Origin of the sequence: Streptomyces sp. NPDC093221, assembly GCF_044753885.1 — a bacterium.
Classification (GTDB): domain Bacteria; phylum Actinomycetota; class Actinomycetes; order Streptomycetales; family Streptomycetaceae; genus Actinacidiphila.
This window is the reverse complement of the sequence record NZ_JBIVOA010000001.1, coordinates 518,824-542,280: the sequence shown is the minus strand read 5'-3', so window position 1 is coordinate 542,280 and position 23,457 is coordinate 518,824. Positions and strand designations below refer to the sequence as shown.

General features: G+C 68.2%; 20 protein-coding genes, 1 tRNA gene and 1 other RNA gene. 9 read left to right on the top strand and 13 right to left on the bottom strand.

Translation table 11 applies throughout. From position 1 onward, the window contains the following. Positions 1-167: 167 nt before the first annotated feature. From ACIQCJ_RS02400 to ffs, 7 genes are all read right to left on the bottom strand, one after another. A complete protein-coding gene (locus ACIQCJ_RS02400) occupies positions 168-1,229 on the bottom strand; it encodes an aspartate-semialdehyde dehydrogenase (protein WP_402710463.1) in 1,062 nt (353 codons plus the stop codon). Next, a complete protein-coding gene (locus ACIQCJ_RS02395; protein ID WP_355335948.1) occupies positions 1,226-2,548 on the bottom strand; it encodes an aspartate kinase in 1,323 nt (440 codons plus the stop codon). Before ACIQCJ_RS02395 ends, ACIQCJ_RS02400 begins: the two co-directional genes overlap by 4 nt. Positions 2,549-2,720: 172 nt before the next feature. Next, a complete protein-coding gene (locus ACIQCJ_RS02390; RefSeq protein WP_391043543.1) occupies positions 2,721-3,386 on the bottom strand; it encodes a DUF5063 domain-containing protein in 666 nt (221 codons plus the stop codon). 91 nt (positions 3,387-3,477) lie between these two features. Continuing rightward, positions 3,478-4,077 carry a recombination mediator RecR gene (gene recR, locus ACIQCJ_RS02385; RefSeq protein ID WP_355335946.1) on the bottom strand — a complete coding sequence of 200 codons (600 nt, stop codon included), beginning with the start codon at positions 4,075-4,077 and terminating at the stop codon, positions 3,478-3,480. Positions 4,078-4,132: 55 nt separating this feature from the next. After that, positions 4,133-4,465 (bottom strand): YbaB/EbfC family nucleoid-associated protein, encoded by a 333-nt coding sequence (locus tag ACIQCJ_RS02380; RefSeq protein ID WP_391042507.1) that lies wholly within the window; start codon positions 4,463-4,465, stop codon positions 4,133-4,135. 288 nt (positions 4,466-4,753) lie between these two features. Continuing rightward, on the bottom strand, positions 4,754-7,102 hold the full coding sequence (locus tag ACIQCJ_RS02375) for a DNA polymerase III subunit gamma and tau (RefSeq protein WP_402710462.1): 2,349 nt from the start codon (positions 7,100-7,102) through the stop codon (positions 4,754-4,756). Between the two features lie 29 nt (positions 7,103-7,131). After that, positions 7,132-7,222, bottom strand: an RNA gene (gene ffs / locus ACIQCJ_RS02370) — signal recognition particle sRNA small type. Between the two features lie 76 nt (positions 7,223-7,298). On the opposite strand from ffs, the gene ACIQCJ_RS02365 reads away from it, so the two are divergent. The 4 genes from ACIQCJ_RS02365 to ACIQCJ_RS02350 all read left to right on the top strand — a co-directional run bounded on the left by ACIQCJ_RS02365 (position 7,299) and on the right by ACIQCJ_RS02350 (position 11,321). Then, positions 7,299-7,383: transfer RNA gene (locus ACIQCJ_RS02365), tRNA-Ser, on the top strand. 335 nt (positions 7,384-7,718) lie between these two features. Next, positions 7,719-8,690, top strand: a complete 972-nt coding sequence (locus ACIQCJ_RS02360) for a serine/threonine protein kinase (protein WP_402710461.1) — start codon at positions 7,719-7,721, stop codon at positions 8,688-8,690. A 40-nt stretch (positions 8,691-8,730) separates the two neighbouring features. Next, positions 8,731-9,309, top strand: a complete 579-nt coding sequence (locus ACIQCJ_RS02355) for an ABC-three component system middle component 2 (protein WP_402710460.1) — start codon at positions 8,731-8,733, stop codon at positions 9,307-9,309. Next, positions 9,306-11,321: a DNA recombination protein RecN gene (locus tag ACIQCJ_RS02350; RefSeq protein WP_402710459.1), complete on the top strand. Its 2,016-nt coding sequence runs from the start codon at positions 9,306-9,308 to the stop codon at positions 11,319-11,321. The genes ACIQCJ_RS02355 and ACIQCJ_RS02350 overlap by 4 nt, the downstream gene beginning before the upstream one ends. 158 nt (positions 11,322-11,479) lie before the next feature. Here ACIQCJ_RS02350 and ACIQCJ_RS02345 read toward each other — a convergent pair whose 3' ends face one another. The 3 genes from ACIQCJ_RS02345 to ACIQCJ_RS02335 form a co-directional block, all read right to left on the bottom strand. Continuing rightward, a complete protein-coding gene (locus ACIQCJ_RS02345) occupies positions 11,480-12,715 on the bottom strand; it encodes a tyrosine-type recombinase/integrase (RefSeq protein ID WP_402710458.1) in 1,236 nt (411 codons plus the stop codon). A gap of 11 nt (positions 12,716-12,726) precedes the next feature. Then, entirely contained in the window at positions 12,727-13,032 is a 306-nt protein-coding gene (locus ACIQCJ_RS02340) for a helix-turn-helix domain-containing protein (RefSeq protein WP_402710457.1), read from the bottom strand. Positions 13,033-13,240: 208 nt separating this feature from the next. Further along, positions 13,241-13,759, bottom strand: a complete 519-nt coding sequence (locus ACIQCJ_RS02335) for a helix-turn-helix domain-containing protein (protein WP_402710456.1) — start codon at positions 13,757-13,759, stop codon at positions 13,241-13,243. Positions 13,760-14,143: 384 nt separating this feature from the next. Here ACIQCJ_RS02335 and ACIQCJ_RS02330 point away from each other — a divergent pair, with 384 nt between their 5' ends. The 4 genes from ACIQCJ_RS02330 to ACIQCJ_RS02315 all read left to right on the top strand — a co-directional run bounded on the left by ACIQCJ_RS02330 (position 14,144) and on the right by ACIQCJ_RS02315 (position 19,496). Further along, on the top strand, positions 14,144-15,454 hold the full coding sequence (locus ACIQCJ_RS02330; protein WP_402710455.1) for a DUF3631 domain-containing protein: 1,311 nt from the start codon (positions 14,144-14,146) through the stop codon (positions 15,452-15,454). Between the two features lie 344 nt (positions 15,455-15,798). Beyond that, complete coding sequence (locus ACIQCJ_RS02325; protein ID WP_402710454.1) at positions 15,799-16,785, top strand: DUF2637 domain-containing protein; 987 nt, start codon at positions 15,799-15,801, stop codon at positions 16,783-16,785. Between the two features lie 127 nt (positions 16,786-16,912). Then, positions 16,913-17,752, top strand: coding sequence for a MobC family plasmid mobilization relaxosome protein (locus ACIQCJ_RS02320; RefSeq protein WP_402710453.1), 840 nt, complete (start codon positions 16,913-16,915; stop codon positions 17,750-17,752). Beyond that, entirely contained in the window at positions 17,742-19,496 is a 1,755-nt protein-coding gene (locus ACIQCJ_RS02315; protein WP_402710452.1) for a relaxase/mobilization nuclease domain-containing protein, read from the top strand. Before ACIQCJ_RS02320 ends, ACIQCJ_RS02315 begins: the two co-directional genes overlap by 11 nt. 405 nt (positions 19,497-19,901) lie before the next feature. Here the strand turns inward: ACIQCJ_RS02315 and ACIQCJ_RS02310 are convergent, their stop codons facing one another. Continuing rightward, positions 19,902-20,561: a hypothetical protein gene (locus ACIQCJ_RS02310; RefSeq protein WP_402710451.1), complete on the bottom strand. Its 660-nt coding sequence runs from the start codon at positions 20,559-20,561 to the stop codon at positions 19,902-19,904. Then, positions 20,536-21,318 (bottom strand): hypothetical protein, encoded by a 783-nt coding sequence (locus tag ACIQCJ_RS02305; protein ID WP_402710450.1) that lies wholly within the window; start codon positions 21,316-21,318, stop codon positions 20,536-20,538. Before ACIQCJ_RS02305 ends, ACIQCJ_RS02310 begins: the two co-directional genes overlap by 26 nt. Positions 21,319-22,190: 872 nt before the next feature. Here ACIQCJ_RS02305 and ACIQCJ_RS02300 point away from each other — a divergent pair. Further along, positions 22,191-22,637, top strand: coding sequence for a hypothetical protein (locus ACIQCJ_RS02300; protein ID WP_402710449.1), 447 nt, complete (start codon positions 22,191-22,193; stop codon positions 22,635-22,637). Positions 22,638-22,776: 139 nt separating this feature from the next. Here the strand turns inward: ACIQCJ_RS02300 and ACIQCJ_RS02295 are convergent, their stop codons facing one another. Then, a complete protein-coding gene (locus tag ACIQCJ_RS02295) occupies positions 22,777-23,403 on the bottom strand; it encodes an HAD-IA family hydrolase (RefSeq protein WP_402710448.1) in 627 nt (208 codons plus the stop codon). Positions 23,404-23,457: the final 54 nt, after the last annotated feature.

Here is a 23,457-nt window from a genome sequence, read left to right as displayed (position 1 = left end):
TTAGGGACCAGACCATAGGGCAGTGCGCTGACACAAAGACGCTCCCCCGAGCGAGTCGGTTCCCGCGGGGGAATGCAAAGTCTCCAACGTTCGGGTACGTGAGTTCAAGTGGTCCAGACCAGCAACTTCGTCCCCGGGCACATTGCCGAGGACGCGCCCGAGCGGCCTCAGACGGCGATGTCCGCCGCCACCACCTCGGCGATCTGGACGGCGTTCAGCGCCGCGCCCTTGCGCAGATTGTCGCCGCAGACGAACAGTTCGAGGGCGCACGGGTCGTCGAGCGAGCGCCGTACGCGCCCCACCCACGTGGGATCGGTGCCGACCGCGTCCGCGGGCGTCGGGAACTCACCCTGCCCCGGGTCGTCGGAGACCACGACACCCGGCGCGTTCCGCAGGATCTCGTGCGCCCGCGCGACCGTCACCTCGTTCTCGAACCGCGCGTGCACCGACAGCGAGTGGGTCGTGATCACCGGCACCCGTACGCAGGTCGCCGTGGCCCGCAGACGGGGCAGCCCGAGGATCTTGCGCGACTCGTTGCGTACCTTCATCTCCTCCGACGACCAGCCGTCGTCGCCCGCGAGCGAGCCCGCCCACGGCACCACATTGAGCGCCAGCGGCGCCGCGAACGGCCCGAAGTCGCCCACCGTGCGGCGCAGATCGCCCGCCTGCGTGCCCGCCTCCGTCCCCGCGACCTTCGTCATCTGGTCGCGCAGCGCCGCGATCCCGGCCTGCCCGGCGCCCGAGGCCGCCTGGTACGACGAGACGATCAGTTCGGTCAGTCCGAACTCGGCGTGCAGCGCGCCGACCGCCACGATCATCGACAGCGTCGTGCAGTTGGGATTGGCGACGATGCCGCGCGGGCGCATCCGTACCGCGTGCGCGTTGACCTCGGGCACCACCAGCGGCACCTCGTCGTCCATCCGGAAGGCGCCAGAATTGTCCACCACGACCACGCCCTTGGCCGCCGCGATCGGCGCCCACCGCGCGGCCACCTCGTCGGGCACGTCGAAGAGCGCGACATCGATCCCGTCGAAGGCCGCCTCGTCGAGCGCGACGACCTCCGCCTCGGTGCCGCGCACCGGCAGCAGCCGCCCGGCCGAGCGCGCGGACGCGACCAGCCGGATCTCCCCCCACACGTCCTGGCGCGTGCTGAGGAGTTCGCGCACCACCGTGCCGACCGCTCCCGTCGCCCCCACCACGGCGAGCGACGGTCGCGGCGCGGCGCTCATCGCCCGGTCCCTCCGTAGACGACCGCTTCGTCGCTGTCGCTGTCCAGGCCGAACGCCGAGTGCACGGCCTGCACGGCGGGCTTCACGTCGTCGACCCGGGTCACCACCGAGATACGGATCTCGGATGTCGAGATCAGCTCGATGTTGACGCCCGCGTTGGACAGCGCCTCGAAGAAGGTCGCCGTGACACCGGGGTTGGTCTTCATGCCCGCGCCGACCAGCGAGATCTTGCCGATCTGGTCGTCGTAGCGCAGCGAGTCGAAGGCGATGACCGTCTGCGCCTTGGTCAGCGCCGCCATCGCCTTCTGGCCCTCGGCCTTGGGGAGCGTGAAGGAGATGTCGGTGAGCGCGGTGGCCGCGGCCGACACGTTCTGGACGATCATGTCGATGTTGATCTCGGCGTCCGCGATGGCCCGGAAGATCGTCGCCGCCTCGCCCGGCTTGTCCGGCACGCCGACCACCGTGATCTTGGCCTCGGACGTGTCGTGCGAGACGCCGGAGATGATCGCCTGCTCCATCGGACTGTCTCCCTGTGCTGACTCGTACGCGGCACGCGCTTGCTGCGGTCGCGGAAGGTTCGCGGGCCGTTCGCTGCTCACCCAGGTGCCGGGCAGCCCGGAGAACGACGACCGTACGTGGATCGGGATGTTGTAGCGGCGCGCGTACTCCACACACCGGTGCAGCAGCACCTTGGAGCCGGAACTGGCCAGCTCCAGCATGTCCTCGAAGGCGATCCAGTCCATCTTGCGGGCCTTCTTGACCACCCGCGGGTCGGCCGTGAAGACGCCGTCGACGTCCGTGTAGATCTCGCACACCTCGGCGTCCAGCGCCGCCGCCAGCGCCACCGCGGTGGTGTCCGAGCCGCCGCGCCCGAGCGTGGTGATGTCCTTCTTGTCCTGCGAGACGCCCTGGAATCCGGCGACGATCGCGATGTTGCCCTCGTCAAGCGCCGTACGGATACGGCCGGGCGTGACGTCGATGATCCGCGCCTTGTTGTGCACCGAGTCGGTGATCACCCCGGCCTGGCTGCCGGTGAACGACTGCGCCTCGTGCCCGAGGTTCTTGATCGCCATCGCCAGCAGCGCCATCGAGATGCGCTCACCGGCGGTCAGCAGCATGTCGAACTCGCGCCCCGCGGGAATCGGTGACACCTGCTCCGCGAGATCGATCAGCTCGTCCGTCGTGTCACCCATCGCGGACACCACGACGACCACTTGGTGGCCCGCCTTCTTGGTGTCGACGATCCGTCGGGCGACGCGCTTGATGCCTTCGGCATCGGCGACGGAGGAGCCGCCGTACTTCTGCACGACAAGGCCCACGTGCGCTCCTCGCTCAGGGATTCCCAGGGGGTGCCGGGGGATTTCCAGGGGTTGTTGCGGTCGGCCCAGTTTAACGAGCAGGCACGATCCGCCCCGCACGTATCGCATGGTGAGATACGTCGCCCGAGGCGTGATCAGCCGCAAGTTTTACGGCCGGAGGCGCGGGGGCGTCCTACGTCGCCGGGCGCAGCCCCAGCGTCCCCAGCTCGGCCTCCATGACCTTGCCCGCCTCCTCGGCCAGCTCCTCCTCGTCGTCCCCGTCGCCGCCGGTGTCCAGGCCGTCCAGCTCGTCCAGCGGGCTGTCCAGCCGTACGTGGGCCACGAGCGACTGGAGCGCGCGCAGGCTGGCACTGGCCGTGGAGCCCCAGTTGGACAGATACGAGAACTGCCACCACCACAGCGCCTCGGAGATCCTCCCGGCCCTGAAGTGCGCGAGGCCGTGTGTGAGATCGGCCACGACATCGGCCATGTCGTCGGAGATACGGCAGGCCACCGGCGTCGACCGCGGCACGTACGGGTCGAAGACCTCGGAGTAGACGTCGATCGGTTCGAGGAGCGCCGCGAGCCGCTGCCGCAGGTCGTCCTCGTCTGGCTCGGGACCGACGTCCGGCTCGTACCGCTCGTCCGGGACGATGTCCTCGTGCGCGCCGAGCCGGCCGCCGGCCAGCAGGAGCTGCGAGACCTCCAGCAGCAGGTACGGGACCGCGCTGTCCGGATCGTCGCCCTTGGCGACCTCGCGGACCGAGAGGATGAAGCTCTCGATCTGGTCCGCGATCTGTACGGCGAACTCGTCCGGTTCCTGCTCCTTGCCCGCCACGTCCTGTGCCCGACCCCGCATCTGGTCCTGCTTCTGCTTCCGGTCCTGCCTCTGGCCCTGCGCCTGAGCCTGCTTCTGGCCCTGGTCCTGGTCCTGCTTCTTCGTCACGGTCTCAGACATCCAGCAACCGCCTCCCTTCGAAGGCCCGCCCCAGCGTGACCTCGTCCGCGTACTCCAAGTCACCGCCCACAGGGAGGCCGCTGGCCAGTCGCGTGACCCGCAGTCCCATGGGCTTCACCATCCGGGCCAGGTACGTCGCTGTCGCCTCGCCCTCCAGATTCGGGTCCGTCGCGAGGATCAGCTCGGTGACGGTGCCGTCCGCGAGACGGCTCAGCAGCTCCCTTATCCGCAGGTCGTCGGGGCCGACGCCCTCGATCGGGCTGATCGCGCCGCCGAGCACGTGGTACTTCCCGCGGAACTCGCGGGTCCGCTCGACCGCCACCACGTCCTTCGGCTCCTCGACCACACAGATCACCGAGGGGTCGCGGCGCGGGTCACGGCAGACCCGGCACTGCTCGTCCTGCGCGACATTGCCGCACACCCCGCAGAACCGCACCTTCGCCTTCACCTCGGACAGCACGTGCGCGAGGCGCCGTACGTCCGCCGGATCGGCCTGAAGGATGTGGAAGGCGATCCGCTGGGCGCTCTTGGGACCCACGCCGGGCAGCCTGCCCAGTTCGTCGATCAGGTCCTGGACCACGCCTTCGTACACGCCGACGAGCCTTCCTCACGGTTTCCGCGGTTCTCCGGTGGGGTTTCCGGAGGGGTCAGAACGGGAGGCCGGGCATGCCGCCCAGCCCCTGGGCGAGCGGGCCGAGCTTGGCCTGCTGGATCGCCTGCGCCGCCTCGTTCGCGTTGTGCACCGCGGCGACCACCAGATCGGCGAGCGTCTCGGTGTCGTCGGGGTCGACCGCCTTGGGGTCGATGACCAGGCCGCGCAGCTCACCGGCGCCGGTCACCTTCGCGGTGACCAGGCCGCCGCCCGCGGAGCCCTCGACCTCGGTCTCGGCCAGCTCCTGCTGGGCCGTGGCGAGGTCCTGCTGCATCTTCTGGGCCTGCTGGAGCAGCGCCTGCATGTTCGGCTGACCACCGGGAATCACGGTTTCACTCCTGACTGGCGTCTGCGGTGCGGTGCCACCTTTTTCGTGACAGGGCGAGCCTACGTGTTCGTACGGCCCAGCGCCCTACGCCGTACGGAGGATCGGAACCGGGCGGAGACCACCCGACGGGAGTACAACGCGTCCACCAGCGGTGGGGTGCCCGAATCCGGTGGTGAACTCGGCCGGGGACGGGTCGGGTCGTGGGCCGAGTCCTGGGCCGAGTCCTGGGCCGCGGACGAGGTCGGGCCCCGCGCCGTGCACCCGCGCCGTGCCCTGTGCGCCGCGCCCTCAGTCGTGCGCGATCTCCTCTATGACCGTGGCGCCCAGCTCCCGCACGAAGAGGTCGTGGCCGCTGAGCGCGGAGTCGACGAGATCCGGGTCGTCGTCCTCGGGGACGTCGTCCTCCAGCGGAGGCGGCATGTCGTCCATGGGGGGCGGCCCGGACTGGTAGGACGCGGACGGTGCCTGGGACGAGGAGTGGGACTGGTACTGGCCTTGGCCCGGCCCCTGGTCGTGCCCGTATCCCTGTCCCTGGCCCTGGGACGAAGGGGGTCCGGCCTGGAAGTCCGGTCTCGGGGCGCCCTGGGGCCGGTCCTGCCCCTGGCGACCGGCCGGCGGCTGCGGCGGGCCCGAGGGGCGGGGGGCGCCACCGCCGCCTCCGTAACCGCCGCCTCCGCCCTGCCCGCCCGCGCTCCCGGCGCCGCCGCCCCCGTTCGGGGCCACGATGGCCTCGATCTTCCACTGCACGCCGAGCGCGTCGCTGATGGCGGCCTTGAGTACGTCCTCGCTGCCGCTGTTCGCGAAGCTGTTGCGGGCGCCGGGGTTGTCGAAGCCGACCTGGAGGGTCTCCCCGTCGAAGCCCGCCACCTGGGCGTTGTTGAACAGCAGCATCCAGGTCAGGCGGCGGCGGTTCTTGACCGCCTCCAGGATGTCCGGCCACATCTGGCGCACCCGGCTGGGGTCGCCGAGCGAGGCGGTCGGGGCGGGGGCCTGCGCCTGGGTCTGGGCCTGGGCCGGTGGGGTCTGCGGCGCGGCGGGCGGGGGCGCCTGAGCCGGGGGCTGCGCCGGGGTCGGGGGCTGCGGCTGGCCGGGCGAGGCGGCGGACGGCCAGGCGCCGGGGCGCTGGGCGGGGGGTGCCTGGGCGGGGGGCGGCGGCACGGGCGGTGCGGCGGGCGCGGCGGGCGCGGCGGCGGGTGCCTCTGAGGGTACGTACGCGGGTACGGCGGGGGCCGGGGGCTGGGCCTGCGGTTGGACCTGGTGCGAGGGCGGTGCCTGGGCGGGGGCGTACGCCGTACCGTTCTCGCCCGAGGTACGGCCGCCGCCGAGTGCGGCCCTGGCGGCGGCGGGTCCGACGGCCTGCGGCGCGCCCGCAGCCGGACCCGTACCCGTGCCCGTACCCGTACCGCTGGACGGGCCGCCGCCCTGGGCGAATCCGGCGGACACCCCGGCGGCGACGCCGCGCTCCAGCCGTTCCAGGCGGGCCTGCAACGAGCGCTCGTCCTCGTAGGCGGCGGGCAGCAGCACGCGGGCGCAGATCAGCTCCAGTTGGAGGCGGGGCGAGGTGGCGCCGCGCATCTCCGTCAACCCCGTATTGACCAGGTCGGCGGCGCGGCTCAGCTCGGCGGCGCCCAGCACGGAGGCTTGCGCCTGCATCCGCTCCACCACGTCGCGCGGCGCGTCGATGAGGCCCTTGTCCACGGCGTCCGGGACGGCCGCGATGATCACCAGGTCCCGTAGCCGTTCCAGCAGGTCGGCGACGAAACGGCGCGGGTCGTGCCCGCCCTCGATCACCCGGTCGACGATCTCGAAGACCGCCGCCCCGTCCCCCGCGGCGATCCCGTCCACCACCTCGTCGAGCAGCGCGGCGTCCGTGTAGCCGAGCAGCGCGGTCGCCATGGCGTACGTCACGCCGTCGGCCGCCGCGCCCGCCAGCAACTGGTCCATGACCGACATCGAGTCACGTACCGACCCGGCCCCGGCCCGTACGACCAGCGGATACACCCCGTCCTCCACGGCGATGGCCTCGCGCTCGCACACCTGCGCCAGGTAGTCGCGCAGCGTGCCGGGCGGCACCAGCCGGAACGGATAGTGGTGCGTACGCGACCGGATCGTGCCGATGACCTTCTCCGGCTCGGTGGTCGCGAAGATGAACTTCAGGTGCTCCGGGGGCTCCTCGACCACCTTCAGCAGGGCGTTGAAGCCCTGCGGGCTGACCATGTGGGCCTCGTCGATGATGTAAATCTTGTACCGACTGCTGGCCGGGCTGAAGAACGCCTTCTCCCGCAGATCACGGGCGTCGTCCACACCGCCGTGCGACGCCGCGTCGATCTCGATCACGTCGATCGACCCCGCGCCGCCCCGCGCCAGGTCCACGCACGACTGGCACACCCCGCACGGCGTCGGCGTCGGCCCCTGCTCGCAGTTCAGGCACCGCGCCAGGATCCGCGCGCTCGTCGTCTTCCCGCAGCCTCGCGGCCCGCTGAACAGATACGCGTGATTGACCCGGTTGTTCCGCAGCGCCTGCTGCAACGGGTCAGTGACGTGCTCCTGTCCGATGACCTCGGCGAAGGACTCGGGACGGTAGCGGCGGTACAGAGCAAGGGACACGCCTACGAGGTTATCCGGGCCCACCGACATCCGGCCCCGTCATCCCCGCCGGCCCACGCAAAGACCCCCCACGCACCCGCCAGAGCCCACCTACCCTTGCTGCCTTCCGGCCCTGGGGGAGTTCAGCGAGATAGCGCCACGTGAGGGGCTGCCGCCCACCCTACCCGATCCCCCACCCCCCCATCGAGTTCGCAACCACCCCCCCACGCCCTGTACTGTTCCTCCCGGAGGATTCGCCTAGTGGCCTAGGGCGCACGCTTGGAAAGCGTGTTGGGGGCAACCCCTCACGAGTTCGAATCTCGTATCCTCCGCACCCGCCCACCAGGGCAGACGTCGGCCCGGACAGCACCGCTGTCCGGGCCGACGGCGTTACAGGGTTGCAGTTTGGGTTGCAGTTGCCGCGATCAGGGCGCGATGGCAACTCTGTGGGAGAGGGCTGCAGCTCTCTCGCCAAGACGATCTACATGCCTGAACCATGGCCCGCAGCTTCCGCCCGACCGCCCTGCGGAGCGATGGACCATATTTGAGATTGCCCGCGCCTTCCACTTCTTGATCAGACGACTGTCCGTTGGATAGGCTCCATCGATACGGTGTGTGACGCACAGGGAACATCCTGTGTGCAGCCACCGGCGCAGGGGGGTGGGCTGTGCCTGACTCGATAGCCGTGCCGACGGGTGTCCAGCCAATCAGCTTCGACGTGCACGCAGTCCGCGGGGGAAGCCCCGGCGGAGCCCGCGACGACTTCGAAACGATGGTCGCTCAGCTTGCCGCCGCGACCACTCCAAACGTACGGTCCGTTGCTGCGAACCCGGGTGACTGGGGTATCGACGCCTTCGCCGGAAACCTCGGCGGAGCGATCACAGTGTGGCAGTCCAAGTACTTCATGCCGGTCACCACTAAGAAGCACGTGCAGCAGGTCACAGACTCACTCGACAACGTGCTGAAGGCAGCCGTCAAGAACGGCCACACCATTGCCAGCTGGATTCTGTGTATCCCCTCCAGCATGGACGGCCCCATGGCGGCATGGTGGGACACGTGGACGAAGGCAAGGGAGAAGGAACACAGCCTCGTCATCCAGCTTTGGGACGAGACCGCCCTCCGGAAGAAGCTGCTTAGCCCCGAAGGCGACGACGTGCGTCGCGGCTTCTACGAGACGTACGCCCAGGCCGCCCCCGCCCCCGTGGAGCAGCTTCGGCTGGTACTCGAGGTCGAGGACGACAAGGCAGCCGCCCTTGGCTCTGCCTTGTTCATTCGGCAGATGGCCGAGGCTGGCCACGTGGAGCTGGACTCGGCCAAGAGACAGTTCTTCAATGCCGATTTGGTCGCTCGCGAGATCGCGCACAAGGATGTTCCGGCGGAGGTGGCGGCACTCAGTTCCGCCAATGCGACGCTCCACGGGCTATGGGAGATCCAGTTCAACGAATGCGCGGTGGAGGACGCGCTTCGGCTCCACACCCGTGTCTGGCGGGACGTACGCAACGAGCACGACAAACTGCCGAAGTTGCTCCGTCTTGAGTTGGTGCACAGCTGGGGGCTTGTCCACCGGCTCGTGGACAACCGCAAGGCGGGCTGGGTCAAACACTGGCGCCAAGTCGCCGCCGAGCACTCTGACAGCTGACCGCCGTCGCCTGACCTGTTAGACCTACGAGGAGTTCGCTGTGGATGCACACAGGCCGGTGGTGATGCCGGAGGACGAGGTGACCTTCCGGCTGGCGCAGCTGCTGCTTCTTCTCGACGCTGTCGCCGGACAGGACGCGAAGGGGGCGAGTCTGGAGCGCATCGGCTACTACGACTTCCTGTCGGCGAATCCCTTCCTCGTCGTCGATTCCGACGGCCGGGAGGGCAATATACTCAGGCTGGCCGGATTCGATCCGCAGGCGCTCTCGTACGCGTCCTCCTCGCAGCGCTTCACCAGTCGACGCGAGCGCATCCGACACGATCTCGGACTGCTCGTGGCTTACGGGTGTTGCGAGGTCCACCACCGCAACGGCGCCTTCGCCTATTCGATCAGCAACCGCGGTCGGGAACTCGGGGCTCGCTTCACCGCCACCTACGCCGCGTCGTTCACCACTGCTGCGTCCATCGTCGTGCGTAGCCTCCGCAAGCTCAGCGACAAGGCGCTGCGGGAACAGACCGCACTGTGGCTGCGGCCGGATGGAAAAGGCGGTCCCGGTGCCGCGCTCCTCAGCGTGCTGGGACCTGGACCGCAGGCACCTGACATGCCCTGGGAGGGATGACAACCATGCAGCCTCTACCTGGGATCCGGATCCGACGCCTGCGCCTTGCTGGCGTCAGCCGAAACTATGACGTCGATTTCACGCACGACCAGCGGGTGCGAGCCCTTTCCGTGGTGGCCGGGGCATTCAGCTCGGGCAAGACCGCGGTGTTGGAGTTCATCGCCTATGGCCTCGGTGGGAAGCGCCATCCACGCCATCCTGAAGTGCTGCGGAAGGTCCGTTCCTGCCTTCTGGAAGTCGAGCTGTCCGGAGAACCACACGTCATCGAGCGGCCCGTCGGGGAGCCGTCGAAGGTCGCCTACGTACGCCGAGGGACGCTGGACAGTCCGCCGCTTTCCAAACCTGAGAGCAGGACCATCGACCCGGCGGGAGCGCCCGAGAGCCTCTCCGCGCTGCTGCTGGGGCACTGCAAGCTTGAAGGCGTCCAGTTGCGGGAGGCCCCCTCCAGCCGTGAGTCCCGGACTGACCCGCTGAGCATCCGCGACCTCATGAACCTCGCGTTCCTTCCCAACGAGCGGGTCGCATCCAAGAACTTTCTGTTCGAGAACGAGTACATGAAGAAGCACAAGCTGAAGCAGGTGGTCGACGTCGTCTTCGGCGTTCACGACGACCGCGCCGTCGAGCTTGGGCAACGCATCAAGGAACTGGGCGCCCGACTCACCCAGGCACGCTCCGAGCTCGCCGCAGCACGGGCGTTCGTCGACGAGCAGGACGTTCCCACGGTCGGCGCGCTGATCGCTGAGCAATACGAAGGCGAGCTGCGGGAGCTGACCGAGCAGCTACGGGTCCTCGACGAGGCAGCGCAAGCCGGCACCACCTTCGCCGGGCGTCTGCGCCGTGAGCACCAGCAAGCTGCCCAGCGCGCCCGGCGAGCCGCCGGCGTGGTACGTGACTGCGAGACGCAACTCACCCGGATGATGCCGCTGCGGGCGCAATACGCGGACGACCTCGTCAAGCTCAATATGCTGGCCGAAGCGCAGCGCCTGTTCGACCCCCTCAGCGTCACGACCTGCCCGGCGTGCCTGAATCGGCTGCCCGCCCCCCCGTCGGTAGAGAACGGCTCGTGCAGTTTGTGCAGCCACGAGCTACCCGACGACGACGGCCACCTGACGCTCGGCACCGCCACAGCCGAGCACTCATCGGATGAAGGGCGGCTGAACGTCGCGGCCGAGGTCAGGGCCACCAAGGCCCGTTTGAAGGAGATCACTGCCTACATCGAGGGCCTGGACAGCTCGCTTGCCTCGATGAAGCTCCAGGCAGAAGACGCCGCACTCGACGAAGAACGTGCCGCCGCCGCGGTCGACGAGGCCACTTCGCCCACCGTCACCCCGTTCCTCGCCGCTCGCGACGACCTTCAGCGTCGGCGCGAGGAAGTCCTCCGTCATCTCCAGCACGCCGAGAACGCGACGAAGCTTCAGGCTGGCTTGGAGAAGCGCGCCGCGCTCGTGGAGCGGCATGAGGTACAGATCGAACGCCTGCGGGAGGAACGCGACCGGCTGGGAGATGCCGCCCAGGACAGGGACCTGGTCGTCGGCCGAATCAGCAGCCGATACAGCGACCTCCTGCGGCAGTGGCGCTACCCGAAACTCAGCCAGCCGATGATCGACACCAACCTGGTTCCTCACGTGCGCGGCGACTCCTACCGCGAGGCATCATCCGGCGCCCGAACCCTCCTGACCCTAGCCTGGCAGCTGGCCGTCTTCGAGGTGGCCGTCGAAACATCGGCCGCCCACCCCGGCTTCCTCATGATCGACAGCCCGCAGAAGAACCTGGGCCACGGCGCCACCCGGGACGCGGTAATCGCAGACGCGATCGCCATCGACGACTTCTACCGTCACCTGAGCAGCTGGCTGGCTGAACAGGGAGCCGGCGCCCAGGTGATCATCGTCGACAACAGTCCGCCCGTGCTCGTGGAAGAGAACGTCGTGGTCCGGTACAGCCGCAACGAGGATCGACCCCCCTACGGGCTGATTGACGACGAGACCACTACAGACGAAGGCAGCCCCGAATAGCCTCCTCACCCCGCCCCGGCCATCCGTCCGCCTGTCTCTGCGTCTGCTGCGGCGTTGGTGATCAGCCGCCAGGGGTCTCGGGGCGGGACTCGTAGGGAGCCCAACCCAGGTTGGTCCGAATGCTGACGCATTCCGGCCGACCTGGGCTGGGCGGGCGCTCAGGCGACGGGTGGCATCTCCGGCAGCGGCCAAAGGAGTCCGCCGATCTTGTCCGCGGTATCCGTGAGGACGCGGTTGGTGAGGTGTTGGTAGCGGCGGCGCATGCGGGCGGACTGGCCGGGCTCCCAGCCCATGATCGCGTCCACGACGGTGTCCGGGACGCCGAGGATAAGCAGGATGGTGCCTGCGGTGTGGCGGGCGTCGTGCAGTCGGCCATCGCGGAGACCGGCGGCCTCCAGCAGCTCCTTCCACTTGTGATGGTCCGTGTTGGGGTTGAGAGGCTCGCCGGTCGGTGACGTGAAGACGTAGCCCTTCTCCAACCAGAGGTCGCGGGCAATGAAGCGCTCTCGGCCCTGTTCGTCGCGGTGTTGCGCGAGGAGCTTCATCAGTTCGTCGGGGACGCCGACGGGGCGCCGTCCGGCGCGGGACTTGGTCTCCTTGGTCTCCCGCCGGATGTTGATCTTCTGTGGGCAATATCCGGGCTTGCGCCCGCACGTGTCGCCGCAGCCGTGCTGGTAGCGGGGCCGCAGCCGACCGCGGTGGACGACGAGCACTCCGAGGTCGAAGTCGACGTCCGTCCACTTCAGGCCGAGCACCTCGCCCTGCCGGAGGCCGAGCGCCAGGGCGATGACCCACCGCGCGGCGTTCCGCTGGCGGCCGGCCACCTCCAGGAGACGCTGCACTTCCTCCACCGTGTACGGCACCACCTCGTCCTCGACCAAGCGTGGGGCCTTGGCGATGGTGGCGGGGTTCTCGATGAGGTGGCGGCGACGCTTGGCCTCGTTGAGGGCGGCGCGGACGGTGCGGTGTGCCTGGTGGGCGGTTCCGGCTGAACTGCCGTTGTCCTGCATCTTCTTGTAGAAGCGCTCCAGGTGCTCGGGCTCCAGCTTCGTCAGGCGGTGCGCGCCCAGGCCGGGTATGAGGTGGTGGTAGACCGCGACGCGGTAGCCGTCGATGGTGTTCTCGGAGACGTGCAGGGCCGCGATGTTCTCGACCCAATGGGTCAGCCAGGACTCGATAGTCCAGGTCTGGCCGGCCTTGCGGACGCGGCCGGCATCGCGCTCCTTCTCGAGTTCGCGGACGGCCTTGGTGGTCTCGGCTCGGGTCTTGCGCTTGACGTGGCGGCGGTCGGGCTTGCCGTTGTCCTTGATGCCGACGGTGACGTAGCCGTGCCACTTCCCGTCCTTGCCGAGGTAGATCGATGAGGCGCCGTTGGGCTGCCGGGACTTTGTCATGTCCGCCCTCCTCAGGCCGCGAGAGCGACGGTCGAGCGGGTGAGCCGGGTGTGGGCGGCCACGTACTCGTTCAGCGCCTCGGCCGGGATACGGCGCAGGCGGCCTATGGTCACGGACGGGATCTCACCGGAGGTGAGGAGCGCGTACATCGTGGTCCGGCCGACGCTCAGGCGCCGGGCGGCTTCCTCGACGGTGAGCGCGACCAGCGTGGGGTCGTACGCGGTCGATGTGCTGGCGTGCAGGATGCGCGGAAGGTCTTGCTGGCCGACGCCGATGGCGTCCGCCAGCAAGGCAATGGACGTGGGTGTTGCAGGCATGGGGTTCCTCTCGGCGGCGCGGGGCAACGCGCTGCCGTGCTGACTGGTGGGATGGGCGGTGGATGAAGCGATCCCGCGTGCCTGATCCTCGGCGTTGGTAGCGCCGAGGACCGATGCGGGTGTGGCGAGGCCGGGCCGGTGGGAATGGCTTTGGGCCTGGCGGCGAGGGTGGGCGGCCGATGGGGCCGTGCCAGTGGGAGGTGACCTCCTACTGGCCGTCGGACGGGCCCTCGCGCAGCGGGTCCCAGGTCGAGTTGGGGGCGGGGTACCACTCGGGTCCGGTGTCCTGGCCGACGTTCACTCCCTGGGCTGCGAGGCGGTCGGCGATCTCGTCGTACTCGCGCTCGGCCTCTTCGAGCCGGGCTCTGGCGCCCTGCTCGATGTCGTGGGCGGTCTTCCACTCCTGCTCGGCCTTCTGGACGCGGTAGCCGGCCTCCTGCAGTTCGTAGTCCGGCTCGTCGGGGCCGGCGACTGCTTCGGTCATGAAGTGGGCGGCGGGGACGCTGAGGGCCTTGGCCAGGCCGACGACCTCGTCGAAGCGCAGCAGGCGGGTGCCGTTCTCGATCTTGGCGATCTGGGTCTGGTGGAACTTGAACCCGAGCCGGGTCATGCGCTCGGCCAGGTCCTCCTGGGACAGGCGCGCGGCCTTGCGCAGGACCTTCATGTTGTGCGCCACCAGGGCCTCGCCCTCCAGGGGCGTGTAGCGGTGCGCGTGCGGACTGGACATGTCGGCCTCCCTCCGGCCCGGTCTCGACGCGCCGGGATGGAATAAAACGATACCGCATGAAGAACCCATGCCACAAGCGGTTGGGCCGTTCGTTATGGAATCGTGACCACCTCTGACCAGCCGACATGCTGGAATCGCATGCTCTAAGAATGCCAGGAGCGCTTGACTGGCGGGCGGGCGCCGTGATATCAATGTTCTCATCCCGCATTGGGATCCCAACCTGGAGGAGGTTGAGTGCCTGTCGAGACTGGCGCTGCACAGCACAAAGCCCCCGGCGCTACCAACACCGGGGGCCTGACGGAAACCACGCCACCGCCCATCCCAGGACAGTCAGCCAACGGCGGACCAGGTTGCCCCCCGGAACCCGCCGAGCAAGGAGTCTCCGTGAACGAGAATACTGCCTCCAGCCACGAACCCGCAGCCCCAAGCCCCATCCCACTGGCCAGCACCTGGCCACCCGTCGCACAGCCCGGCGGAGGCCACAGGCCACCCCAACCCGACGCCGTATCCCCGCTCCCTGCCCCCGTGCAGGCATCCGCACCGGACCGGACGGAGGAGCCGACCGGCCCGCCGGAGATACCCGACGCCGCGCCGAACGAGGGCGACGAACTGCTCAGGCGGCTGCGGGCGCTGATCGCCAGGTTCGTGGTCCTGCCCTCCGAGGCGGCGCTCGACGCCACCACGCTGTGGGTCGCCGCATCCCATCTCCAGGCTGCCTGGCAGCACGCCCCGCGCCTTGCGGTGGTGGGACCGGCCAAGCGGTGCGGAAAGTCCCGCCTGCTGGACGTGCTCGCCGAGACCGTCCACAGCCCGGTCCTGACCGTCAACTCCACACCGGCCGCGGTCTTCCGCTCGATCACCGAAGAGCCGCCCACCCTGCTCGTGGACGAAGCCGACACCATCTTCGGCAGCCCGAAGGTGGCCGAGAAGAACGAGGAGATGCGCGGCCTGCTCAACGCCGGGCACCAGCGCGACCGCTACGTCCTGCGCGTGGTCGGCAACGACCACACCCCGCACCGCTTCCACACCTTCGCCATGGCCGCCATCGCCGGCATCGGCGACCTCCCCGACACGATCATGGACCGCTCCATCGTGATCCGGATGCGCCGCCGCGCCGAAGGCGAACGCGTCTCCCCGTACCGCACCAAACGCGACAGCCCCGCCCTGCGCACCATGCGCACCGAACTCGCCCGCTGGACCAAACCCCTGGCCGACCAGGCCCTGCACCTGGAACCAGTGATGCCGGTCGAAGACCGCGCCGCCGACACCTGGGAACCGCTGGTCATCATCGCCGACCTCGCAGGCGGCCCATGGCCCGAGCGGGCCCGGCAGGCATGCACACGCCTCGTCACCGCCGAGGCCGAATCCGAGGACGACCAGCCCAGCAACGCCCGCATCCTCGCCGACATCCGCCGGATCTTCCACGCCAAGGGCGAGCAGGAACACCTGAGCACCGACGAGATCCTGTTCGCGCTCAACAGCGACCCGGAAGCCCCCTGGGCCGAGTACGGGCGCGGCGGCCTGACACCGCGCGGCCTTGGCGCGATGCTCCGCGAATACGGCATCAGCTCCGGCAACGTGCGCGTCGGCGACATCCAGCGCAAGGGCTACACGCACAGCAAGTTCACCGACGCCTGGAAGCGCTACTGCCCCGCCGTCCACCCCCTCGGCAGACCAGAGACCGACGCGAGCTGACCGGCCCCTCGTCCCCTGCCGACCCACGCACGGTCGGCAGGGACCAGCCGGAGCCGCACATCCGTCTTCTGCCGTCCCAGCCGTCCCACTCGGCAACCCGCAGGTCAACGGCCTGGAAACGGGACGGCTATCCGTCCCAAGACGGATGACGATCCGTCCCGACGCCTCGGCAGCCGCCACCGCGAGCCGAACCGTCGGCTCCCGTGGCCGCGTCCGTGTGCCGTCCCGAACGGCAGCCGCACGCCCTGCCGTACTGCCCCTGACCTGCGGTTGCAACGGCAAGACGGCAAATACGGCACACCGTGCCCACCCCCGCAGACCTCCTCCGCAAGGACACCTTCACCATGCCTGACACCGTCATACCCACCCCCAGCCCCGCAGAGCCGACCGCTCGACACCGAGCCACCTGGTGGGACCGCGCCGCGATCATCCTGCTCGGCCTCGCCAGCTGCGCCCTGTCCTTCGACGCCCTGCGGCAGATGGCCACCGCCGTCCACGTCCGCCCCCACCTGACCTACCTGTTCCCCATCGTGATCGACGGCTTCATCGCCTACGGCGTCCGCGCCCTGCTCGTCCTGCGCGAAGCCCCCATGGCGGCCCGCCTGTACGCCTGGACCCTCTTCATCGCCGCCACCGCCGCCAGCATCTGGGCCAACGGCCTGCATGCCCTCGATCTCAACCAGCCCGGCACCACCACGCTCCGCCTCGGCGACACGACCGTCGCCATCCTGTCCGCCATCGCGCCCCTCGCCCTGGCCGGAGCCACCCACCTCCACATCCTGATCACCCGCTACGGCGGCACCGCCCCTGCCCGCACCCCAGTGGACGGAATCACCGCACCGGTTCTGTACCGGCCGCAGACGTACGCCCCGCCGGCGGCCGAGCAGGCGCTGCCCGCGCCGAGCGCCGAGGCGGGAGCGACAGCCAGCCGCACCCTCGCGGGCGTCGATCGGGACAGTGCCGCAGGAGGCGTCGTGGCGTCCGGAACACCGCAGTACGAGCCCACCGGCGTAGACGAGGACCGGGACGAGGATTCCGCACCGCGCGCCCACAAACAGGGCGGACGCCCACCGATGGCACCGCTGGAACGACTGGCTGAGGTGATCGCCGCCGCCCACCCGGACCCCGACGCGATCACGCGCGACAGCGCCCGCAAGTCCCTCACCGAAGCCGATCTAGGCGCCGGAACCGACCGGCTGGCCGAGGCCATCGCTCTGGTCCGCAGCAACGCCCAGGCCCGCCAGCACCCCGACCGTCCGGAAGAACCAGAAACCCGTCGCCGCCCCGTCCTGAACCCATCCGGACAGCCAAAGCCCACGCGAACCGAATAGTCCGGCGCGGCTGCCGACACCTGGCAGCCGCGCCCTCACTGGCCCTTATCCCAGAACACCGGTCTGGCCGAATCGTCGGCGACGACGAACATCGCCACCACCAACGACCCGCGAACGGACCCACCTCGTGCGCAACCCCTTCCGCGCCAAACCCGACCCCGACACCGACCCCGTCAACCCACAGGACAAGACCTCGGAAGAGACCCCCATCGCCCCGGTAATCTCCTTGCGGCGAATGGGTGTTGGCCCGGGGCACGACAACGGCGGAGCAAGCTGGAGCAATGTCCACATCGCCGGAGGCGACGCGGACATTGCGCTTGACCCCGCCCCGGCGGGCGTGGCCCCTGGCCGCGCCCAGCGGGGCACGGTCGGGGAAGGGGAGGCCGAGCGCGGCCTCCCTCCAGGACAGGATCACGACGCCGACGATCCCGAGCGCTTCGCGCCGACCCTCACCCCCGACGCCTTCGTCCACCGCCGTGTCGCCGCGCTCGACATCCCCGCGCTGTCGGTCGATACCGACAAGCTCGTCACGAGCCGTCGGCCGTTGAGCGAGATCCTGTACCGACCGCGCAGCGGCACCAAGCGCGACATCCAACTGACCGCCTCCGCCGAGGCGGCCGAGCGGGAGTTCATCGACCTCGCCGCCAAAGCGGCCAAGCGGTCACGGTCGGCCTTCCTCATGGACGCCGCGTTGACCTTCGCCCACGCCTACCTCGGCGAACAGCGCCCCGACGGCGTCCCCGCGCTGCCTTCCCCCCACGCTCTCCAGGACCTGACCCGCCTGTGCGGGCAACTGCTCCGCGAGATCCACCGCGTAGGCGTGAACCTCAACCAGATCGCCCGCGCCATCAACACCGGCACCTGGCCCGACCGCACCGACGACGTCCTGGCCGAGGTCTACGCTCTGGCCCGCGCCGCCCGCCTGGCCCTCGAACACGTCGTCTCGGGGTGCCGCCATGGTGCCTGACGTCTCCACCGGTTCCCGCAGCCGCGGACTGCTGTCCTACCTCTACGGCCCCGGCCGCCGCGACGAACACACCGACCCCCACATCGTCGCCGCGTTCGCCATGCCCGGCATCCCCGACCCCGGCCGCGCTCCCCTGGACCAGCACCACGCCCTGCTCAGCGAACTGGCCGACTACCTCGACCAGCCCGTGCGCGTACGCGAACAGCGCACCGGCAAGAAGGTCCCCCAACACGTGTGGCACTGCCCCGTGCGCACCGCTCCCGGCGACCGCTACCTGACCGACGAGGAATGGGCCGAGGTAGCCCGCCGCATCGTGCACGCCACCGGCATCGCGCCCGACGGCGACGACGCCGCCTGTCGGTGGATCGCCGTACGCCACGCCGAGGACCACATCCACATCATGGCCACCACCGTCCGCGAGGACGGCCGCCGCCCCCGCACCAACCGCGACGGCCAACGCGCCCAAGCCGAGTGCCGCAAAATCGAAGCCGAACTCGGCCTGCGGCGCCTCAAGTCCGGCGACTTCACCGGAGCCCCCATGCCCACCAGCGCCGAGCAGGCCAAGGCACTGCGAGCGGGCAACACCGAGACAGCACGGGAATGGCTGCGCGGCCAGGCATACGCCGCAGCGGCAGCCGCACGCGACGAAACCGAATACTTCTCCACGCTCAGCACCCTCGGCATCAAGGTCAAATACCGGCTGGGGCCGCAGACCGGCGACGTCACCGGCTACAGCCTGGCCGCCCCCGACGACACCAACAGCCCAGGCGAACCCGTCTACTTCAGCGGCTCCGCCCTCGCCCCCGACCTGTCCATCAACCGCCTGCGCGAACGCCTCGCCGCCCACGACGCCACCGACCAGCCCACCGTCGGCACCACCAACACCGGCCCGTGGCACCAGGCCGACACCGTCCTGCGCAGCCTCCGCACCGGTCTTTTCAACCAGGAAACCACCGGCGGCCAGGAGCAGGACGGCGTGGTGCAGGCGCAGGCAGCGGCGTTCGGTGAACTCCTCCACAACGCTGCCGCCACCACACCTTCCCGCATCCGGGCCGAACTGCGAGCAGCAGCAGCCGAGTTCAACCGTGCCAACCGCTCCGCCATCCGCGCAGAACACCAGAGCGCAGCAGCCCTGCGCACCGCCGCCAAGGAACTGCTCCACACCCTGGGCTCGGGCAAGGACGACAGCGCAGTGGCGGGCATGCTGTCCACCGCCGTAGCCGTACTCATCCTCCTCGCCCGCTGGAACGAGGCCCGAAGCCACCAACGACAGGCCGCAGCAGCCCGCGAGACCCTCGTCCACCTCCAGGCCGCCTACCGGCAAGCCGCCGACCCGGTACTGGCCAGCCTCGCCTCTCGCACACCCAGCCTCCAGACCGCCCAGCGCTACGCCACCGACCTGCGCGCCGCCTTCCCCGACCACGCCACCCGCATCCTCGCCGACCCCGCCTGGCCCGCCCTGGCCACCACCCTCGCCAAAGCCGAAAGCGCCGGCCACAACCCCCGCCACGTCCTCACCGCGATAGCCGAACAACGCGAACTCGACACCGCCGACCACCCCGCCGAAGTCCTCAACTGGCGCCTCCACCACCACACCACCCAACTCCGCACCGCCCGCATCCGAGCCGCCACAATCCGCCCCTATCGCAGCATCACCACAGGCACAGCACCCGCAGACACGACAAGCAGCGCACCCCCGCGTACCGCGCAAGCAGACCATGAGACCCCAACGAAGCGACGATGACGGAGCACCTGCTCTCTTTCCCGGCGCACTCTTCGGCCTCCCAGGGCACCGTGCTGGTGAACACCGGGTTGACCAGGTGTGGACTTGCTGCCCAACCGCACGGCAGAACCCTTCGACGCATGGCTCTGTGCTCATCCCGGCATCGAGTGCATCCGCCGGCGCCAGGTCGCCACATGCACTCGCGCGATCCGCGAGGTTGCCCCGCAGTCCTTGGAGGTCGCCGACCGCTGGCACCTGTTACAGAACTTGTCCGCAGTTGTTGAGAAGACCTGCTACCAACACCGCGCCTACCTGCTCAAACGCGCGAACCCGTGCTCCTGGAACTGCACGACCGCGGCTGCCGAGGAAGCCGCCAGATCTCAGTCGCCGGGCAGGTGCATCTCGGAGTGCTTCCGGCTGGGCAGTTCAGTACTGAAACGGATCAGGGCATCCGCGCAGGCGGAGAGCAACATGCGCGGGTAGGAACGCCCTCGTCTTTTCATAAAGGCCCGAAAGCGCATTGATCTCAAGTTGCTCAACCAGCAGATCGTAGAGATCGAGCAACTTGATAACGTCACCTACCGCGTAATGCATCTGACTTTCCGTCAAATTAGCCGCAATCCAGTCCGTGAAACGCGTACGCTTGTCTAATTCGAGACCGAAGTGCCTTCGCATCAGATAAGCGAGCGAAAATTCATCAGCCGGGGCAAACGGATGGAGAATCTTGGCCGCAATTTTTGTACATGCGATGTTATTCGGCGCAACACCCCACCTGTGGGCCATGAATGAGAGATCAAACGGCGCGTGGTGAAAGACCTTTAATGGCCAGGCGTCTGCCAGTAGATGAGCCAGTAGAGGCGGAGTTTTTCCTGCAACATTAGTGACAATCACGGCGCCAACGGACGGCGAATACAGTTGACACGTACCAATCTGTGCAACTTTTGGCTCAAGGCCGTTCGTCTCAATATCCCACGCAATCCTCTCAGCAGTAGCAAAATCCATGTAGGTGTTCGTATCTATGTCTCCTTCAAATACCCGCACTCGACCGAATTCCCCCACGTCACGGATAGATTTTTGCGCCTGCACTTAGGACTCCTTCCAGGTCATCCTTAAAGAACGCATATAAGGTTCCGCCGCTTCGGCATTGAAGGGTCGGCACAGTCCCGCTCCGACTATCCTTGTGGTGGTAAAAGGTAACCACAAAGTGATCATCAATCCGATATGCGGTGAACACGTGGAACGCGGACGACGTATAGATCTCAACTCGTCCAGTACCGGCGTTTCCGTCTAATGCCTTGTACCCACTTACGGCCTCATCAATCTTACGCTGAACTTCCAGGTCACTTAGATTGAAACGCTTGGCTAACAGTTGAACACACGCCAAGTCGGCGACGTCAGGAAGGCAAATCCTAATTTTAGCATCACTGCGCGCAGCGAGGTTGGTGAGCCTCACTTGATGAGTGTTACGCCAAGTCGTCGCCCAGGCGGCAAATACGTCCAGATTTCTTGCAGACCCAAGCAAGCCATCCCAGTCAACCGCTTTTCTATAGTCCACACCGATGGCTTCTAGTCCAGTCGAATCGACGTCGCTTTTTAGATGCACCACCTCAAGCATTTCTTGAAAGAAGGAGCGCCGCCCAGCCAGCTCCCACAACGTTGTCAGGGCGACGGACGCGATTACTAGTCCCCCGAGCTGATTGGAGAGGTTCCCCATAGTGTGGTGCTTCTCGAACCAGCTAGTGCCGGACAGATAGAGCAAGAAGAGCCCAAAGATCAACGCAACAGCCGAGATCAGCAAGTACTTGAGACTCGTGACCCGCTGGTAGGGGTTGGCTGTGCTCATGCGGCTGTCCTCCCATCGCCTCTGACGTTAGCCCCTACCACTGACACTCAGGAGCTCCCGTCGACATCGTGCGCGTGACTGTATCTGTTGACTTCCAGGTGCGAGCCCTACTTACCAACATTCGTCGTAGCTTCTAGGCAACCCCAATGGGTGAACCGCAGCACCTCGCGACCTCGACGGCAGGTCGGAGATGGAAGATCTGCCTGTAGTGCCAAGCCCAAGCCCGTGCTATTTGGATCTTGAGCAACACGAATCACGAACCGACTTGTGGGAACGCCGGCGAGGACCTGTCCTCGCTCAAGGCTGTCTCACGGTTCGTCACCGGTCCTCGCCAAGCCGCCTTTTGGTGGGGGCTGGGGCTGGTGGGATGGCTGGACTCGGACCGGGACCGGCCCGATCTCGCCAGGGCACTGCACAATCTCGACATCCAAGCCCCCGCCAGTGCCTCACCGGGCACGATGTTCAGGGTCGCCGACGTGCGAAGTTGCGACTATGCCTGCGAGCCGCCAGCGCCCACCCCAGTCACAACACGTCCGCAGGCACAACGCCTGCGGATCGAAGGGCATCACGCCTCCTCGCATCGAGCGGGCAGCCCGCAAATTCACGGCAAAGCGATGCTGACGGAGCGCCTGCTCCACGCCCCCGCAACGCCGTTCAGCTTTTCTACCAACCGACTGTGCCTCGTGAGCTCAACCCAGAGTGTCAGTGCCCGGTGATACCTGTAGCGCGTGGAAGATACGTTGTCGGGCGCGATAGCCCTCCTGCGCGAAGCCTTTCCGGTAGAGGTCCGGCACTCCCCCATGGGCTGGGGGACTCTCCAGGCATGGGAGCGTACGAACGGCGTCGTGTTGCCCGAGCCGTATCGGACCTTTGTGGCCGAGGTCGCAAACGGCACCGACGACGGTCCGCCCGATGAGGGTGGCCTGCTGCCCGTCGGCGGGAAACCGGACATCTGGTCCGTGTGGGAGGCGGACTGCTGGATGAGCCCCGAGCCGTTCGACGGCACCGCCGCACGGGTGCCCGGCATCGCCTTCCCCCTCACCAAGGAGTGGCAATGGGAATACGACTACTCCGACGACCCCCTCCACTCGTCACTGCTCCACGAGACCTACCTGCACGGCTCGGCGCTGCTGGGCAAAGGCAGACCAGGCGCGTTCTGGACCCTGGTGGTGGCCGGGCCGCAACGCGGCCAGGTCTGGTGGCTCAGGGACGGATGCGCCGCGCCCTACGCCGACCCCCCGCCCCAACAGCGGGCGGGCGACTTCCTGACCTGGGTGAAGGACTGGCACGTCGGACAAGGCTGGTGGCGGACCGAGTAGCTGAGACACCCAGCTCGCGGTCTGGGCCGCCTCCTTGGTCCCGCTCTGGTTCTGTCCGTTCCGGATTCTGCTCCGAAGCACCAGGCCAGTGTCCAACTGCCAGTTGCGAAGCCCCTCGGAGTATGGGCAACTCAAGCAATTACGTCGCTGGCGTGACGCAGCCGAGCAACGCATCGAGCTGCGCCACAGTTTCGGCCGCGTCGGTGTGGTGGATGGTGCGGATGCCCAACGCCTCGGCCGGCGGCAGGTTGACCGCATGGTCGTCCACGAAGACGCATTCCTCACCCGTTAGTTGGAGCTGTCCCAGGGTGTGGAGGTAGATGCCGGGATCGGGCTTGCGTACGCCGAGTTGTTCGGACAGGACGATGGCGTCCCACTGCCCGTCCCACATGCCCAGTGCTTCGTAGGGATTGAAGGGGGTCAGGCCGAAACTGTTGGAGAGCATGGCGACTTTGATGCCGGCGGCGCGGGCGCGGCGGGCGGCGTCGACCATGCGGGGTTCGAGGTGGAGGTTGGCCAGGGCACGGCGCATGAGGTCGGTGGGGTCGATGCCGAGGATGCCGCCGATGACCTGGTTCCACTGTTCTTGCGTGGCCTCGCCGACCTCCAACGCCGCATAGACCGCTACGCCGTCGGGATGCTCGTTGAGCGCGCGGGTGTAGGCGCCGGGGGCCAGGCCCTCGCTGCGCTCGAAGGCTTCGCCGTTGAGCCGCATCCGGATGGTGAGGACGCCGCCGAAATCGAGAATCAGGCCGCGGTAGGTCATTGCTGGCTCCATCGGAGGTGACTCGCCCAGGGGGCACAGGGCTGGGGCACGCTG

What these genes read in the sequence shown, in the direction of transcription:
- ACIQCJ_RS02335 (WP_402710456.1), bottom strand. Translation starts at nt 13,759, where the DNA reads ATGTCCAGTCCGCACGCGCACCGCTACACGCCCCTGGAGGGCGAGGCC.
- ACIQCJ_RS02305 (WP_402710450.1), bottom strand. Translation starts at nt 21,318, where the DNA reads ATGAGCACAGCCAACCCCTACCAGCGGGTCACGAGTCTCAAGTACTTG.
- ACIQCJ_RS02325 (WP_402710454.1), top strand. Translation starts at nt 15,799, where the DNA reads ATGCCTGACACCGTCATACCCACCCCCAGCCCCGCAGAGCCGACCGCT.
- ACIQCJ_RS02350 (WP_402710459.1), top strand. Translation starts at nt 9,306, where the DNA reads ATGACAACCATGCAGCCTCTACCTGGGATCCGGATCCGACGCCTGCGC.
- ACIQCJ_RS02295 (WP_402710448.1), bottom strand. Translation starts at nt 23,403, where the DNA reads ATGACCTACCGCGGCCTGATTCTCGATTTCGGCGGCGTCCTCACCATC.
- ACIQCJ_RS02400 (WP_402710463.1), bottom strand. Translation starts at nt 1,229, where the DNA reads ATGAGCGCCGCGCCGCGACCGTCGCTCGCCGTGGTGGGGGCGACGGGA.
- ACIQCJ_RS02375 (WP_402710462.1), bottom strand. Translation starts at nt 7,102, where the DNA reads ATGTCGGTGGGCCCGGATAACCTCGTAGGCGTGTCCCTTGCTCTGTAC.
- ACIQCJ_RS02390 (WP_391043543.1), bottom strand. Translation starts at nt 3,386, where the DNA reads ATGCGGGGTCGGGCACAGGACGTGGCGGGCAAGGAGCAGGAACCGGAC.
- ACIQCJ_RS02345 (WP_402710458.1), bottom strand. Translation starts at nt 12,715, where the DNA reads ATGACAAAGTCCCGGCAGCCCAACGGCGCCTCATCGATCTACCTCGGC.
- ACIQCJ_RS02315 (WP_402710452.1), top strand. Translation starts at nt 17,742, where the DNA reads ATGGTGCCTGACGTCTCCACCGGTTCCCGCAGCCGCGGACTGCTGTCC.
- ACIQCJ_RS02340 (WP_402710457.1), bottom strand. Translation starts at nt 13,032, where the DNA reads ATGCCTGCAACACCCACGTCCATTGCCTTGCTGGCGGACGCCATCGGC.